This is a genomic window from Nitrosomonas aestuarii (assembly GCF_003046585.1).
Lineage (GTDB): Bacteria > Pseudomonadota > Gammaproteobacteria > Burkholderiales > Nitrosomonadaceae > Nitrosomonas > Nitrosomonas aestuarii.
On sequence record NZ_QAAE01000010.1, the window covers coordinates 114897 to 131767 of the forward strand.

At 46.5% G+C, this 16871-nt stretch carries 16 protein-coding genes; 9 read left to right on the top strand and 7 right to left on the bottom strand.

The annotated features are described in order from the left end of the window. The 4 genes from ubiA to C8R11_RS10185 form a co-directional block, all read right to left on the bottom strand. Positions 1-888, bottom strand: coding sequence for a 4-hydroxybenzoate octaprenyltransferase (ubiA, locus tag C8R11_RS10170; protein ID WP_280523892.1), 888 nt, complete (start codon positions 886-888; stop codon positions 1-3). Beyond that, positions 885-1427 (bottom strand): chorismate--pyruvate lyase family protein, encoded by a 543-nt coding sequence (locus tag C8R11_RS10175; protein ID WP_107795596.1) that lies wholly within the window; start codon positions 1425-1427, stop codon positions 885-887. Before C8R11_RS10175 ends, ubiA begins: the two co-directional genes overlap by 4 nt. A 226-nt stretch (positions 1428-1653) precedes the next feature. After that, positions 1654-3870 carry an ATP-dependent DNA helicase RecG gene (gene recG / locus C8R11_RS10180; RefSeq protein ID WP_425320584.1) on the bottom strand — a complete coding sequence of 739 codons (2217 nt, stop codon included), beginning with the start codon at positions 3868-3870 and terminating at the stop codon, positions 1654-1656. Then, the gene (locus C8R11_RS10185) at positions 3827-4216 is read right to left on the bottom strand and encodes a Rid family detoxifying hydrolase (RefSeq protein ID WP_090698844.1); all 390 of its coding nucleotides are present in this window, start codon (positions 4214-4216) and stop codon (positions 3827-3829) included. Before C8R11_RS10185 ends, recG begins: the two co-directional genes overlap by 44 nt. Positions 4217-4599: 383 nt before the next feature. Between C8R11_RS10185 and murA the strand changes: the two genes are divergently transcribed. After that, positions 4600-5871: a UDP-N-acetylglucosamine 1-carboxyvinyltransferase gene (gene murA, locus C8R11_RS10190; RefSeq protein WP_107795598.1), complete on the top strand. Its 1272-nt coding sequence runs from the start codon at positions 4600-4602 to the stop codon at positions 5869-5871. Between the two features lie 122 nt (positions 5872-5993). On the opposite strand, the gene C8R11_RS10195 is transcribed toward murA, so the two are convergent. After that, positions 5994-6611, bottom strand: a complete 618-nt coding sequence (locus C8R11_RS10195) for a hypothetical protein (protein ID WP_090698849.1) — start codon at positions 6609-6611, stop codon at positions 5994-5996. A gap of 355 nt (positions 6612-6966) precedes the next feature. Here C8R11_RS10195 and argH point away from each other — a divergent pair, with 355 nt between their 5' ends. The 5 genes from argH (at position 6967) to ftsB (ending at position 12829) form a co-directional block, all read left to right on the top strand. Next, the gene (gene argH, locus C8R11_RS10200; protein ID WP_107795599.1) at positions 6967-8361 is read left to right on the top strand and encodes an argininosuccinate lyase; all 1395 of its coding nucleotides are present in this window, start codon (positions 6967-6969) and stop codon (positions 8359-8361) included. 20 nt (positions 8362-8381) lie between these two features. Continuing rightward, the gene (locus tag C8R11_RS10205; protein WP_107795600.1) at positions 8382-9266 is read left to right on the top strand and encodes a fructosamine kinase family protein; all 885 of its coding nucleotides are present in this window, start codon (positions 8382-8384) and stop codon (positions 9264-9266) included. Positions 9267-9370: 104 nt separating this feature from the next. Beyond that, positions 9371-11062: a CTP synthase gene (locus C8R11_RS10210; protein WP_107795601.1), complete on the top strand. Its 1692-nt coding sequence runs from the start codon at positions 9371-9373 to the stop codon at positions 11060-11062. Between the two features lie 149 nt (positions 11063-11211). Next, positions 11212-12495 carry a phosphopyruvate hydratase gene (gene eno / locus C8R11_RS10215; RefSeq protein ID WP_107795602.1) on the top strand — a complete coding sequence of 428 codons (1284 nt, stop codon included), beginning with the start codon at positions 11212-11214 and terminating at the stop codon, positions 12493-12495. Between the two features lie 7 nt (positions 12496-12502). Further along, complete coding sequence (ftsB, locus tag C8R11_RS10220) at positions 12503-12829, top strand: cell division protein FtsB (protein ID WP_107795603.1); 327 nt, start codon at positions 12503-12505, stop codon at positions 12827-12829. Between the two features lie 27 nt (positions 12830-12856). On the opposite strand, the gene C8R11_RS16205 is transcribed toward ftsB, so the two are convergent. Then, a complete protein-coding gene (locus C8R11_RS16205) occupies positions 12857-13006 on the bottom strand; it encodes a hypothetical protein (RefSeq protein WP_181258232.1) in 150 nt (49 codons plus the stop codon). 11 nt (positions 13007-13017) lie between these two features. Here C8R11_RS16205 and htpX point away from each other — a divergent pair, with 11 nt between their 5' ends. Then, positions 13018-13905, top strand: a complete 888-nt coding sequence (gene htpX, locus C8R11_RS10225; RefSeq protein ID WP_107795604.1) for a protease HtpX — start codon at positions 13018-13020, stop codon at positions 13903-13905. Between the two features lie 110 nt (positions 13906-14015). Here htpX and C8R11_RS10230 read toward each other — a convergent pair whose 3' ends face one another. Then, entirely contained in the window at positions 14016-14390 is a 375-nt protein-coding gene (locus C8R11_RS10230; protein ID WP_107795605.1) for an exosortase system-associated protein, TIGR04073 family, read from the bottom strand. 317 nt (positions 14391-14707) lie between these two features. Here C8R11_RS10230 and C8R11_RS10235 point away from each other — a divergent pair, with 317 nt between their 5' ends. Together C8R11_RS10235 and C8R11_RS10240 are read left to right on the top strand one after the other, a co-directional pair. Then, positions 14708-16123: a dihydrolipoyl dehydrogenase gene (locus C8R11_RS10235; protein ID WP_107795617.1), complete on the top strand. Its 1416-nt coding sequence runs from the start codon at positions 14708-14710 to the stop codon at positions 16121-16123. Positions 16124-16344: 221 nt separating this feature from the next. Continuing rightward, entirely contained in the window at positions 16345-16629 is a 285-nt protein-coding gene (locus C8R11_RS10240; RefSeq protein ID WP_107795606.1) for an REP-associated tyrosine transposase, read from the top strand. The last annotated feature ends 242 nt before the right edge of the window (positions 16630-16871 follow it).

A 16871-nucleotide genomic window follows, 5' to 3' on the forward strand; every position in this document is an offset into this window, starting at 1 on the left:
CTAGTTCTGTTGCAACAGGAAATCGAGCGCAATACCGGCAAACACCACCAAGCCTACCCAATTGTTATGCAAAAATGCCTTGAAACAAAGCGTCCGGTCACGGTTCCGGATCAAGATATATTGATACCCCATAAGACCGACAGCCGCTATCAGTCCAACATAGTAAACCATGCCCATCGCCTGCAGCTGTCCGATATAAAGCATAAATGCGATGAAAAGCACATGGCATACCATGACGCCCGTCACATCAAAGCGTCCGAATGTAATAGCGGATGTCTTGATACCGATTTTCAGATCATCCGGTTTGTCGACGATGGCATACGCTGTGTCATATGCAATAACCCAGAACAGATTGGCCAGCATCAGTATCCAGACAATCGATGGTAATGAATCAGTCTGTGCAGCGAATGCCATTGGAATCCCAAAACTGAATGCAATACCCAGATAAGCCTGCGGCATGGCAAAAAAACGTTTGGTAAACGGATACGATGCCGCCAGAAACAACGCGGGTACCGATAACAGAATGGTCAACAGATTCAATGGCAGAATCAGTAAAAAAGCAACCAGACTGAGTCCGGCAGCAAGCAGCAATGCTTCCCTGGAACTGACTTGTCCGGCAGCCATTGGCCGGTTTTTGGTTCGCTCTACATGCGGATCGATTTTGCGGTCGGCAAAGTCATTGATCACGCAACCGGCCGAACGCATCAGAACGGTGCCCATCAAAAAAATAACCAGAATATGCCCATCGGGAAAACCCTGCGCAGCAAACCATAATCCCCACAGCATCGGCCACAACAACAGCAAAATACCGATAGGCTTATCCAGCCGCATTAATCGCGCGTAAATAGCAAGCCGGCTTGTTTGATTCGCTTGATCTGAAACACTCACAATGGTAAATCCAGAATATCGGGTAGAAAAACCTCGGTCACCAGAATAGACTGACCTTGCAGCGTAAACAGCGACCGCCTTGCCCATAGATTGGGCGGAATGGTTGTTAATCGTATTATAGCCCGTTCATACAAAAAATGACCGCCACCGACTTTCTTAAATTCGAGAGGCGTACGTTTTATTTTGGGGTTAGTAAACAACATACTGCCTAGCGAACGATTGCCCAGACCGCTTAAACTGCGCCATACGCCTCTTAAACCCTTGCGAGGCACGACCGAATGTGCAAACACAACCGGTCTATCGCAACAATAGAGATAAACCTCTCGCACCAACGCCAGTTCATCCTGCCGCAGTTTCATTTTAATTGATTCATCACCATATACTTTGGTAAGTGACTGGAAAACCGGCTCGACATAAAACTGGTCGCAACGCTCCTGAATACGGCGTGTCAGTGAACCGCGATCCTGCAGCCATTGACGGATTTCGGGAGAAATAGCACTTAAGGTCGTATGCCATGCTTGAGGATGCGCCCTATTCATTTTAAAAAATTAAGTTTCCGCATAGTGGGGAAACTGATTCCGGACAAGACAATGTCATTTAAAAAACCGCCCAACCGATACACGCACCGGCCTTTGATAAAAGCTCGCATTATACAATAGTCTACAAATCAAAATTTGCAAAAGCTATTGGCGTTATTCGCATCCGGTAAAAATCAAGATGTGGTAAAGCTGGTTTCCATTTACTCAGATGCAGCTTACTTGATGACTACACCCGCAGATATTCCATTTTATCACCCAGCCAGCGCTGAACATGCCGCTGCGCCCACTGCGGATAATCATTGAGCATTTCATCAGCTACGGATTGCGCAGTGGTGAGTAATGCGCCATCTTTTTCCAGATCTGCAAAACGCAACATCGGAATACCACTTTGCCGGGCACCCAGAAATTCACCGGGTCCGCGCAAATGCAAATCCTGCCGGGCAATTTCAAAACCATCATTATTTTCAAAAATAATTTTCAGACGCTTGCGTGCAATCTCTGACAAAGGCTGCTGGTACATCAGTATACATACACTGGCATCCGCACCGCGGCCCACACGTCCTCGTAATTGATGCAATTGCGACAACCCCATGCGCTCCGCATTTTCAATCACCATTAACGACGCATTCGGCACATCCACGCCCACTTCGATCACAGTGGTAGCTACCAGCAATTGAATTTCTGCCTGCTTAAAGCGCAGCATCATGTCGGTTTTTTCCTGCGCAGGTAATCGCCCATGCACCAGACCGATCTTTAAATCCGGAAATATCCGGCTTAAATTCTCATGGGTTTCCATTGCCGTTTGCAATTGCAATGTTTCCGATTCTTCAATCAACGGACAAACCCAGTAGACCTGCTTACCCTGATGACATGCATGTTGTATACGCGCCACCACTTCATTGCGGCGGCTATCGGCCACCAGTTTGGTGACAACCGGTGATCTGCCAGGCGGCAATTCATCAATAATAGACACATCCAAATCGGCAAAGTAGCTCATCGACAACGTGCGTGGAATCGGCGTCGCACTCATCATCAACTGGTGTGGCATACTATCGGGTTGTGACTGCGCGCCTTTAGTGCGCAACGCGAGGCGCTGATGCACCCCAAAACGGTGCTGTTCATCAACAATTGTCAATCCTAGCTGATAAAAACTGACCTGCTCCTGGAATAATGCATGAGTACCAACGACCAGCATCGCTTCACCTGATTCGATGGTCGCCAAAACCATTTGTTTCGCCTTTTTTCTCTGACCACCGGACAACCAGGCGACTTGAATACCCAGCGGTTCAAACCACGTCGACAATTTTTGAAAATGCTGCTCTGCCAGAATCTCGGTCGGCGCCATGATGGCCGCTTGATAACCATTATCAATGGCCTGCAATGCAGCCATTGCCGCCACAATCGTTTTGCCGCTGCCGACATCACCCTGCAGCAACCGCTGCATCGGATGAGGCGACGCCAGATCCCGGCTGATTTCCGCCACTACTCTTCGTTGCGCAGCCGTCAAACTGAAGGCCAGTTGTGCCTGGAATGTTTGGCACAATGTTTGTTTTTGAGGCAGCTTTGGCGCTTTCCGGCTGCGGCGCTGGCGATAATGCATGCGCATCGAAAGCTGCTGCGCCAGTAATTCATCGATTTTAATCCGTTGCCAGGCTGAATGCGTGCGCAACTCCAGCAAATCAACCGGTGTATCGGGTGGCGGGTGATGCAGAATGCATATGCTTTGCTCAAAACCGGGAAGCTGATACTTACGGACTATTTTATCCGGTAACGTTTCGGCGAGTAATGATGCATTTAGTGGGCCGTTTAAAACCTGCTGAATCAATTTACTCAGTATCTTTTGCGGCAACCCCGCTGTGATGGAATAAACCGGTGTCATAGCAACCGCCAGTGGTTCGCCTTTCTGCACAATACGGCATTTGGGGTGAATCATTTCTGCGCCAAAAAATCCGTGACGAATCTCCCCCAATAACCGCACCCTTTTTCCGACAGCATAGGTTTTAATCTGACTACCGTAAAAATTCAGAAAACGCATGCAAAGCGTTCCGCTGTCATCTGTTATTTTACACACAAGCTGGCGCCTTGGCTTGAGCATGACTTCATTATGCACGATGACACCCTCAACCTGCACGGTCCTTCCCTGTGGCGCATGATTGATAGGAAACAGATGCGTTTCATCTTCATAACGAATGGGCAGATGAAGCACCAGGTCCCTTTCATTGCAGATACCCAGCCGTGATAATTTTTCTTGTACCTTCTGATTGATAGACAGTGTGACGAATGATATTGCGGTTGTTCCGCCTGTATCGATTACTTTAGTTTTATCATCGATCCTGGTTGGTTCACCTGACGCCACTGACTCCGGCGTGTCCGCTGATTTACCCACGGCCTTACCGGTACTATCGCGGCAACACCATAACGGCATCCATTTCAACCAGTGCACCACGCGGCAATGCCTTGACACCTATTGCAGCACGTGCCGGGTAAGGCTTTTCAAAGTAGCTTGCCATAATTTCATTAACCAAAGCAAAATGGTCGAGATCGGTCAGAAAAATATTCAGCTTTACAATATCATTCAAACCTCCGCCACTTGCGACAGCAACCGCTTTCAGGTTGAGGAATACCTGCTGTATTTGTGCGTCAATACCGTTAACCATCTGCATGGTTACAGCATCCAGACCGATTTGTCCCGACATATAAACCGTCTCGCCACCGCTAACCTTGACTGCCTGAGAATAAGTGCCTATCGCCTGAGGCGCTTGTTCAGTCTGAATAATTTGTTTGCTCATACCTTCTCCTATCTCATTCGAATTGAAAATTCATTAATCAGCTTATCATTATAGAACCACAACCGTCATCCAGCGTGATCATCTAAACCAGTATGCAGATTATAAAAGACAGTGAGACAGTACAACATACTCGAATCAAAAATGGTTATATATCGTGGAAGATTCAGCGTAACAGACATTCAAGCAATAATAATACTGACAGCATGCTGATGACTCACGTTGGACATGGAATATAACTCAAAATGCATAATGCGTTTTTCCCGTAACAAATCACTTTTGTTTTCGGTTATATAAAATCAAACAAAAGATGTCCGTAGAAAAGCGTTTGCTCGGATATAATGCACAGATTTGCGATTGACTCAATTCTCGATTAAACCGTATCCATGCATGACGCAACACCCAAACTGACTATTCAAGGTGGAAATCCGCTACGCGGAGAAATTCGTATTTCAGGCGCAAAGAATGCTGCGCTACCCGCTATATGCGCTACTTTACTTACGCGAGACGCAGTCAAAATCAAAAATGTACCCCTGTTGATGGATGTCACAACCATGCTGTCACTGCTTGAGCAGATAGGCGTTAAAGTCCAGTCCGAGAATCAATCTGAAGTCATACTGTCTGCGGCAGACCTGACACAACTGACAGCGCCTTATGAAATGGTAAAAACAATGCGCGCAGCTATTTTAGTACTGGGGCCACTGCTTGCACGCGCTGGTGAAGCCAACATATCACTGCCAGGGGGCTGCGCCATCGGTTTAAGACCAGTCGATCAGCATATTAAAGGTCTGGAAACCATGGGTGCAGAAATCACAATCAAACATGGTTATATTCATGCCGTCGCCAAAAAACTGCAGGGTGCACGTATTGTCATGGACATCGTTACTGTAACCGGCACGGAAAATCTGATGATGGCGGCAACGCTTGCGCAGGGCACAACCATTATTGAAAATGCAGCGCGAGAACCGGAAATTATCGACCTGGCCAATTGTCTCATCGCAATGGGCGCCAAAATTGAAGGTGCGGGCAGCGATATTATCACCATTGAAGGGGTGCCGTCTCTACATGGCGCCGAACATAAAGTTATGCCTGACCGCATCGAAACAGGCACATTTCTAGCCGCTGCCTGCGCGGCAAGTGGCGACATTTTTTTAAAGGAAACGAACGCTCGTCATCTGGATGCAGTACTGGATAAATTGACTGAAAGTGGTGCAAAAATCAAATCCGGAGATCATTGGATTCATTTGAAAATGAATGAAAGACCCAAGTCTATTAACCTGCGAACCGCGCCCTACCCTGCATTTCCAACCGATATGCAGGCTCAGTTTATGTCACTGAACTGCATTGCCAACGGCACTGCCGTGATAACGGAAACTATTTTTGAAAATCGTTTGATGCATGTGCAGGAACTCAAGCGCATGAATGCGGATATTAAGGTTGAAGGACATACCGCGATTATTCACGGCATACCCCAGCTTGATGGCACCAAAGTAATGGCAACCGATTTACGCGCTTCTGCCAGTCTTGTCATTGCGGGATTGATTGCGCAGGGAGAAACAGTCATTGATCGTATTTATCATCTTGATCGAGGTTATGAAGCCATTGAGAAAAAATTATCTCATCTAGGCGCCGAAATTCAGCGCACCAGCAACTCATAGTATTTTTCCGGAGCAACTCAACTGCTCGACATAAAAAAACCCCTGGACAAAACAGGGGCTTCAAGTTCTTTTTCTTTGTTAAGCAAACCGCTGAATCACGCAGCAGTCGCGACCAGCATTACTTAGTTGATTTTTGCTTGATTGTAGCTGATCACAAGTACAGCGATGCGTTTGTTAAAATCAGAGATAGGTGCAATGAGTAATTTTTTCCCATCCACATCTGATTTGATGGTAATTTTATGTTCATTGATGACTTCTGAAGAATATAAATCGCTTCCTTTCACATCTTCAAGCCGTTTATCGGTTGACACCAGCAGTTCGCCGCCTTCGCCAATCAACACAATGCGATCAGCATTGATTTGCTTAACAATTTCGTTCATGTACAAACCGATTTGATCAATATTATTGCGGATAAGTTCGCTGCGCACTGCCCATGCCAGCACCTGTCCAAAACGTTCTTCTTCTTTTTTGTACTGCTTGTCGGCGTGTTCACGTGCCTGCTGGGTAATCAGGGTGCGTTCACTTTCAAGCTCTTTATTCATATCAGATTCTATTTTACCTACAGCAATCTGTTTCCAGGCAAAAACAAAGATGATGATACCCACCAACAAAAAAGCATACTTCATGGGCAACTGCTTTTGTGGAAGTTTTTCCAACAGCTCAAACTTCTGGCTCAGCATTGAATAGAATGTAGTTGCTTTAGATTGCAGTGTTTCGTTTTGCTTGTTCTGATCCGTCATCAATAGCTCCTTGTTTAGGTGACAGGTAAAAAACTCTAATTATCCACTAATCCAAACGGAAGTGAAAGCAGAGCATTCTAAAATTTAATATTGTCAGTGCGATGTTTATCAAAATCCACACACTAATATCTTTTAATTGATCATTACTTAAATTCAAACTCATTTCTGGTACCCTGACTCAGCACCAAAGCCTATCAAATTCAATGTTTCAGCTCCGGCAAGTTACAATAACCAGCGCTGCAGAAGTATAGCAAATAACACACCGCGCAATTTGTTTTATAATTTAACAAAATTATCATAAAACGATAATGTAACCCGTGTCATTATAACAATTTAATAGGGATAATACGTTTTAGTGGAAACCAATAAAAAAGCATGGTCCGGAAGATTTAGCGAACCTGTCTCCGCACTCGTGGAACGTTATACCGCATCCATCAGTTTTGACTATCGCCTTGCTGAATATGATATACAAGGCTCTCTGGCGCATGCTCAAATGCTGGCAAATCAAGACATCATTACCCGGGAAGATTTCGCAGCAATTGAACGGGGCCTGAAGCAAATCAGCGATGAAATCCATGATGGACAGTTTGCGTGGTCACTGCAACTGGAAGACGTACACCTGAATATTGAAAAACGTTTGACCCAGTTAATTGGTGACGCCGGCAAACGCCTGCATACCGGCCGATCAAGAAACGATCAGGTCGCCACCGATATTCGACTTTATCTGCGCGCTTCAATTGATGAAATCATCCACCTCACCCTGTCTTTGCAGTCGGCCATCGTCACTCTGGCCAAAAAGCATACTGAGACAGTCATGCCAGGATTCACACACCTTCAGGTTGCACAACCGGTAACCTTCGGCCATCATTTAATGGCCTATTTTGAAATGATGAAACGTGACGTTGAACGATTAACCGACTGCCGGAAACGCGTTAACCAATTGCCACTGGGCGCTGCAGCGCTCGCAGGAACCAGTTATCCAATCAATCGTGAACAGGTGGCACAAACCCTGTCATTTGAGGGGGTTTGTGAAAATTCGCTGGATGCCGTGTCTGACCGGGATTTTGCGATCGAATTCTGTGCCTGCGCGTCGTTGATAATGACGCACCTGTCACGCATTTCGGAAGAATTCATTTTATGGATGAGTCCTGCTGTCGGTTTCATAACGCTGGCCGACCGGTTTTGTACAGGCTCATCTATTATGCCGCAGAAAAAGAATCCTGATGTACCGGAACTGGTGCGCGGCAAAACCGGTCGCATCAATGGCCATCTGGTTGCATTACTGACACTGATGAAAGCACAGCCGCTCGCGTACAACAAAGATAATCAGGAAGACAAGGAGCCTTTGTTTGATACCGTTGACACACTGATTGACACACTACGCATCTATGCCGATATGCTATCCGGTGTTCAGGTTAATCAAGCGGCCATGCGTAAAGCCGCGATGCAAGGCTTTGCAACCGCAACTGACCTGGCTGATTACCTGGTTAAAAAAGGGATTCCCTTCCGGGATGCTCATGAAATCGTCGCCAGGTCTGTGCAATATGCGGAACAGAAAGCGTGTGACCTGGGCGATCTGGAACTCGCCGAATTGCAGCGTTTTTCACCCCAGATAGCATCCGATATTTTCTCTGTTTTAACGCTGGAAGGTTCACTGAACAGCCGTGACCATATTGGCGGCACAGCGCCGAACCAGGTTCGCAAAGCAATTACACGAGCTGAAAAGTGGTTGACAACCGAGCAAACATAAATTTTTTTAATTCAAAAACCATGAATGCCTGGCCTGCAATTGCCAAACAGATCGCAGCAACGACACAGCAACCGTTTGATCCCAAAACAATCAAAATTATCGGTGGCGGCTGCATTAATCAGACTTATTCCGTTGCCGATGATCATCGGTGTTTTTTTGTCAAAATCAACGCTGCCGACCGATTCGCCATGTTTGCCGCAGAAGCCGCCGGACTGCAGGAAATCATTCAATCGAATACATTACGCGCACCGCATCCTATCTGTTGGGAACGTGACAAACAACATGCCTGGCTGGTACTCGAATACCTCGATTTGAATTACCGGACTCATGGCAATGCTGAAGAATTTGGCAAAGGGCTTGCAGCCATGCACCAGACTAACGCGCCACAATTTGGCTGGACGCGCGATAATACAATTGGCAGCACACCACAGATCAACACGCCATCACCAGACTGGCCAGCATTCTGGCGCACAAATCGATTGCAATACCAGCTAGACTTAGCGCAAACAAAAGGTTATCACGGCAAATTACAAAGGCTCGGCGAACTGCTGCTGGAAGATTTCAGGCAATTTTTTTCCAGCTATTCCCCCAGACCTTCCCTGCTGCATGGCGATTTATGGAATGGCAATTTTTCATATGACCACACCGGTCAACCTGTTGTATTTGATCCAGCCGTGTATCATGGTGACCGTGAAGCCGACATTGCCATGACCGAGCTGTTCGGTGGTTTTCCAGCAGATTTTTATTCTGCTTATCGACATGAATATCCGCTGGAATCGGGGTATAATGTACGAAAGGTTTTGTATAACCTTTATCATGTCTTGAATCATTTGAATCTTTTTGGCGGCAGTTACCGCCATCAGGCTGAAGAAATGATGAATTATTTACTTGCAGAAATTCGCTAACAAACACAATGACGCTGGATAACGTTATCCGTACAAATGTATCATAAAAACAGCTGCTTAAGATCTTTTTCACTCTCTTTGTATTTTAGCTTTTTTTACACCCAATGACCAAATACGTTTTCGTGACGGGTGGTGTTGTGTCATCGCTTGGCAAAGGTATCGCCGCAGCATCTCTTGCAGCTTTGCTGGAAACAAGAGGCATCAAGGTGACCATGCTTAAACTGGATCCTTACATCAATGTTGATCCGGGCACCATGAGTCCTTTCCAGCATGGTGAAGTATTTGTCACTGAGGACGGCGCGGAAACTGATCTTGACCTGGGACATTACGAACGGTTTATCAGCACCAAAATGACCCGTCATAATAATTTCACCACGGGCCAGATCTATGAAAGCGTGATACGTAAAGAACGGCGCGGTGATTACCTGGGTGGAACTGTGCAGGTCATTCCACATATCACCGACGAAATCAAACGATATATCCAGACTGGCATCGGCGATGCAGACGTCGCTATCATCGAGATCGGCGGTACAGTGGGTGATATCGAATCGCTTCCATTTCTTGAAGCCATCCGTCAAATGGCCACACAGCTACCCAGTGATGACACCTGCTTCATCCACCTGACATTACTGCCCTACATTGGTTCTGCCGGTGAATTAAAAACCAAGCCGACCCAGCACTCCGTAAAAGAATTACGCGAAATCGGTATCCAGCCGGATGTATTGCTTTGCCGTTCCGACCGTGAAGTGCCTAAGGATGAACGCCGCAAAATAGCATTGTTCACCAATGTAAAAGAGCAGGCTGTTATTTCAGCGATTGATGTCGATTGTATTTATAAAATACCGGCACTATTGCATGAACAGATGCTCGATGAAATCATCTGCCATAAACTTGATATTCTGGCAAAACCCGCCGACCTGAGTGTCTGGAAAAAACTGGTCCACGCCCTTGAACATCCGGCCCATACCGTCACCATTGCACTGGTCGGAAAATATGTTGATCTGACCGAATCGTACAAATCGCTTTCTGAAGCGCTGATTCATGCCGGCATCCATACCTGCAGCAAAATCAACATTACCTATGTAGATTCAGAGCAGATTGAAAAAGAAGGTGTCAGTTGTCTGAAAGGAATGCACGCCATACTCGTTCCAGGCGGCTTTGGCAAACGCGGCGTGGAAGGCAAAATATCGGCCATCAATTACGCACGTATAAATCATATTCCCTACCTGGGCATCTGCCTTGGCATGCAACTGGCTGTTATCGAATATGCGCGCAACAAAAACGGTATGGAAGGCGCGCACAGCACGGAATTTAATCCTGACACACCTTATCCCGTTATAGGCCTGATCACGGAATGGCGCACACGTGACGGACGTATTGAAACTCGCGACGAAAATTCCGATATCGGTGGCAGTATGCGGCTGGGTGGACAGGAATGTACTCTAACAAAAGGCTCTCTGGCCTGGAAGGCCTATGGCGCCGATAAAATCATAGAACGCCACCGGCATCGATATGAAGTCAATGGCGATTATCTACCCGAACTGACTCAGGCCGGATTATGTGTCAGTGGTTTGTCACAGGAAGAAGACTTGTGTGAAATCATTGAACTATCCGAATCAGAACATCCCTGGTTTCTGGCTTGTCAGTTTCATCCTGAATTCACATCAAAACCCAAAGCAGGACACCCTTTATTCAAGTCTTTCATAAAAGCGGCAATCGATTATTCTTTGAATTCGTCATCAACCATGCCTACTGGAGGAACGCAAACAAAACAGATCGCGACATCAAAAACATGACATAACGCTGTCTGTATTACAAATACAACAGATTAAAAACCTAGCTCAGAATAATGTTATAAAAACTTCATCAAGTAGAGATTAGAAGTTATATTATAGTATTAAAATCAAAAACAAAGCCAATCAGACAACACAGGGAAAACGTAAGCATGAGTGCAATTGTAGAAGTCATCGCCCGCGAAATACTAGATTCTCGCGGTAATCCAACCATAGAAGCGGATGTTCTGCTGGAATCAGGCGTACTGGGACGCGCCTCCGTTCCGTCAGGCGCATCGGTTGGCACCCGGGAAGCTGTCGAGCTCAGGGACGGTGATGCACAGCGCTACCTTGGAAAAGGCGTACTCAAAGCGGTGGAAAATGTCAACACCGAGATTTCCGAAACGCTGATCGGACTGGACGCGGTTGATCAAACCTTTATTGATCAGGCACTGATTGATCTGGATGGCACGGAAAACAAATCACGCATTGGCGCAAATGCATTACTCGCCGTTTCACTGGCGGTGGCGAAAGCGGCTGCAGACGAATCAGGTCTGCCTTTATATCGCTATCTGGGTGGTGCAGGCATGATGTCCATGCCGGTACCGCTCATGAACCTCGTTAATGGTGGCGCGCACGCCAACAATAATATTGATATGCAGGAATTCATGATTGTGCCCTTTGGCATCGAGAATTTCCGCGATGCCATTCGCTGTGGTGCAGAGGTTTTTCATGCATTAAAAAAACTGCTGAACGAAAAAAACATGTCTACCACAGTCGGTGACGAGGGCGGTTTCGCACCGAATCTTGGCAGTAATGAGGAAGCGCTGCAATTGATTGTTCAAGCCATTGATCTGGCCGGCTACCAGCCCGGCACGGATGTCGCGATCGGCATTGATTGTGCCAGTTCTGAATTTTTTTCAGAGGGCAAATATCATCTTGCATCCGATGGCCTGAACCTGACGTCGGCTCAATTTGTAGATTACCTTGCTTCATGGGTAGACAAATATCCGATTATCAGCATTGAAGACGGTATGAGCGAACATGACTGGGATGGTTGGGAACTGCTTACCAGCAGACTTGGCAAAGCAGTGCAACTTGTTGGCGATGATATTTTTGTAACCAATGCAAAAATCCTGCAGGAAGGCATTTCGCGCAATATCGCCAATTCCATCCTCATCAAGGTCAATCAGATCGGCACACTCACAGAAACGCTTGCAGCCATTGAAACGGCCAAATGCGCAGGCTACACTGCTGTTATTTCGCACCGTTCCGGTGAAACGGAAGATACCACGATAGCCGATATTGCAGTCGCAACGAACGCATTGCAAATCAAAACAGGTTCGCTTTCACGCTCGGATCGGCTGGCTAAATATAATCAGCTGCTGCGTATTGAAGAAGACCTGGGCGATACCGTCAAATATGCTGGCCGCAAAGCTTTTTATCAGCTGAAATAATCGTACAATGAGATATCTGGCTGCCGCACTGCTCACTCTGATTATCTTACTGCAATATCCTTTGTGGTTGGGTAAAGCTGGTTGGCTCAAAGTACGGCAGCTTGAACAGACCGTAACAGACACGCACGAACAGAATCTTGAATTACAAAACCGCAACACAGTTCTTTTTGCTGAAATCAATGATCTGAAACAGGGAACGGATGCAATTGAAGAGCGCGCCCGCAGCGATCTCGGCATGATTAAGAAAAACGAAATCCTTTTCCAGATTATAGAAAGCAGTCCGTCAGATGGTTTACCCTCTGCAAATATTGCGCGCGCGAATTCAGCCCCATAAGCTTCCATCAGCTCAAAACAGCCCCGATTAGTCCTTTGTCACTGCAGCGCCCGCCGCAGCTGCGCCACTCGTCGCGTATTCGCCTTTTTCGATATTCAGGTATTTTCCAGCGTAACTTGAAAATAAATTATCAGGCCGCATATACCCAAAGCTATTTTTATGATTTGATTTTTCCACGGAGCAATTGAATGAAAAGAATTTTTCTTTTTCTCGCGACAAACCTTGCAATTATTGTCGTTCTAAGTATTACTTTGAGATTACTGGGTTTTGAGAGAATTTTAGATGAACAGGGAAGCGGACTGGATATGAACTCCCTGTTGTTGTTTGCAGCTGTTTTTGGTTTTGGCGGCTCTTTTATGTCGCTGGCTCTGTCCAAATGGACTGCCAAGCGATTCACCGGTGCCCAGGTTATTGAAGTGCCACGCAATGCACAGGAACACTGGCTGGTTACAACCGTGCAGCGTCAAGCGAAAGCAGCCGGTATTGGTATGCCCGAAGTCGCTATTTATCCAGCACCGGATATCAACGCTTTCGCCACCGGCATGTCAAAAAATGAGGCACTGGTAGCGGTCAGCGCCGGCCTACTCAATAACATGAGCCAAGATGAGGCTGAAGCCGTGCTGGCACATGAGGTCAGTCATATCGCCAATGGCGATATGGTAACGCTGGCGCTGATTCAAGGGGTTGTCAACACGTTTGTCATCTTCCTGTCACGCGTCATTGGTCATACTGTCGATCGCGTTATCTTCAAAACAGAACATGGACATGGCCCCGCCTTCTGGATCACTGCGATTATTGCAGAAATTATCCTGGGTATTCTGGCCAGCATGATTGTCATGTGGTTTAGCCGGCAGCGAGAATTCCGGGCGGATGCAGGCGGCGCCAGCCTTGCAGGACGCGATAAAATGATTGCCGCATTACAGCGCCTGCAATTAACTGTAAAACAGCCGCACCTTCCCGATCAGCTGGCTGCCTTTGGTATTTCAGGCAGCCTCGGCGGAGGGCTCAAAAGCCTGTTCATGTCTCACCCACCGCTGGAGGATAGAATTGCAGCACTGCGCGAAGCACGTGATTAACTCCAGTTCGTGCTGAAAAATTATTAAATGGCTGCAAACATTAAAACGCCGTATCGTAAACACATCACGATACGGCGTTTTTCAATCCCGGAATCCCGAGTATCAGGAAACTAATACGACGTTTCTACTGAAAAGTCCTGCCAGACAAAAGGCGGTTGAATAGATGGCGGCGTTGGAATGAAAAATGTCGCAACATCGAAAACGCCGATTACGGTACGGGCCACAGTATGCATCACGCCAGACACCAAACCGATTGTCATGCCATGCACAACAGTATCCTTATGCGTCGTCAACACAATATTTTTAGGCAGCTCTACAAACCCCGTCGCCGCATTGACGATGCCCGTGACAAACTTCTCGCTGGACGTACCGATATAGCCGTGCCCATAGCCCAGGCCATATCCATATCTTTCTGATGCAACTGCATGAGAAGACAAAAAGAAAAGTAATAACAGCATCAAAATCAATTTAGTCATTTTTCCCATCAAAAAAACTCCTTATTACATCAATCATCATATCAAATTGCTACTTTCTAACTGAACTGAGAAGGAAACAATTTACGCAGTGTACCCGTACAGACTATGCCTGACAATTTAATAATAACGACACTTCCCGCAACAAATCAAAGTTATTACGCGATTTAATCCAATACAATTTAACGCAACACATTCGCATTGCAACGTCAAATAGATTACGATTAAAGATCAAATTTTAATCCTGTCGAATGAATTACTTTCAACAGGCGCTCTATCTTCTGTCAGAATGGTTTCTGACAATCAATTTTTCTATATTGACTTTTAATATGAAAACGCGAAAAACAGAAATTGCCATTATCGGAGCCGGAACAGCCGGCCTGTCAGCCTATGGAATTGTAAAAAAATCCACGCAGGATATTCTGCTGATCAATGAAGGCTTGTACGGCACCACCTGTGCACGGGTGGGATGCATGCCCAGCAAGGTTCTCATACAGGCTGCAAACGATTATCACCGTCGTCATCAGTTGAAAAAACAAGGCATTCATGGAGGCGACAATATTCGTATTCAAACAGACGAGACACTTCAATATGTCAGATCAATGCGCGATTATTTTGTCAGCTTTGTCCTGGATACTATAGACAGCATCGGCGACAGAAACATCCAGGGAAAAGCATGGTTTCTTGAACCGAATACGCTTCAGGTAAATGACCAGATTATTAAAGCCGGCAAGATTATTCTGGCGACCGGCTCCACACCGGTCATTCCTGAACCGCTGGAAGCGATGCGGAAAAAGGATAACAGCAGGGTATTAACAACGGATGCATTATTTGAACAGCAGAGCCTTCCCGATTCAATGGCAGTCATTGGCTCGGGCCCGTTAGGAATGGAACTGGGACAGGCACTGCATCGAATGGGGATCAAAACGCATATTTTTGGCCGGTCCCGCACAGTGGGCGGACTCTCAGATCCGGATGTCATTGCGTATGCGATTAAAAACTTTCAAGAAGAATTGCCACTCAGTTATACCCAGGAACTCTGCTACAGCGAAAGGGGCGATGAAATAGAAATTTCCTGGGAGGAAGAAAATAAATCCAGAAGTATTCAGGTCAAAAAAGTACTGACGGCAACGGGACGCCGTCCTAATGTACATGGCTTGCGCCTCGAAGAAATCGGCGTCCCATTCGATGAGAAAGGCATACCCGAATTTAGCCCGGAAACGATGCAGATCGCCGATTTTCCGATTTTTATAGCCGGCGACGTGACCAGTGAACTTCCAGTGTTACACGAAGCTTCCGATGAAGGTCAAATCGCTGGGTGGAACTGCACCCATGAAGTCACTGCTTTCAATCGCCGCACTCCCCTCGCCATTACTTTTTGCGAACCCAATATTGCACGCCTTGGAAAATCCTTCCGCGCGCTGGAAGACGGCACCTACCAGACCGGCGAAGTATTATTCGATTCCCAGGGACGCGCTACGATCAAGCAGAAAAACAAAGGCATGCTGCATGTTTATGGTGAAAACGGCAGCGGACTTTTATTAGGTGCGGAATTGGCCGCGCCCGCAGGCGAGCACCTTGCCCATCTATTGTCCTGGGCTATCGCAAACAAGATGACAGTGTTCGATGCTTTAGCCGCACCATTTTACCATCCGGTAATAGAAGAAGGCCTGCGCACCTGCTTAAGGGATCTGGCGAAAAAAATAGATTCGGGGCGTGATGGATTGGAAATTCAATTTAAATAATGAATTTTATTCGCTCAAACTTAATCTGATTGCTTCAAATATTAGCGAGGCAACAAGGTAGGTTGGGGTAAGCTTTGCGCACCCCAACGTAATATCAGCGTAAACTGGTTGATCACAATTTTTTTCGAACGAACAGGCAATGTTAATCGGGTAATTTTGATTCGAAAATTTGCTCATTATAATTCCTTAACCTGGTCAATCCGTGGCGATTGCTTGTTGCTATGCGTTACCGACGTGCGAATGTAGAAGGAGGAACGTATTTTTTTACGGTGAACCTTGCTGAACGCCATCTTCATCTGCTGGTGGAAAATGTTGATCTGCTTCGGGATGCGGTTAGGGCAGTCAAGCAACGGCATCCGTTTTATATTGATGCCTTTGTAGTATTACCAGACCATCTGCATGCAATCTGGACGCTGCCGGAACATGACGCAAATTTTGCAACGCGGTGGATGTTGATCAAGGGACAATTTTCACGCCGCATGCCAAAAAAAGGGGGCCACTTCTGACAATCGTTGATAAGAAGGTTGCATAGATTGTTCAATAATCCGTGCGCTTAAAATGTACTCCAACCTTGTATCATTAGATAACGCTGCGCTCAGCGGCGCGGCTTTGCCGCGTCCGTCTGCAGCGCCTTGTTAGCAGAAACATCTTTTAACGAACCCGATAGGTACTTGTGAATAATGCTCGACACCAGGGTTTGGTATGGAATTCCTTCCTCAGAGGCTCTTAGCTGGATCGCCATCAGGTC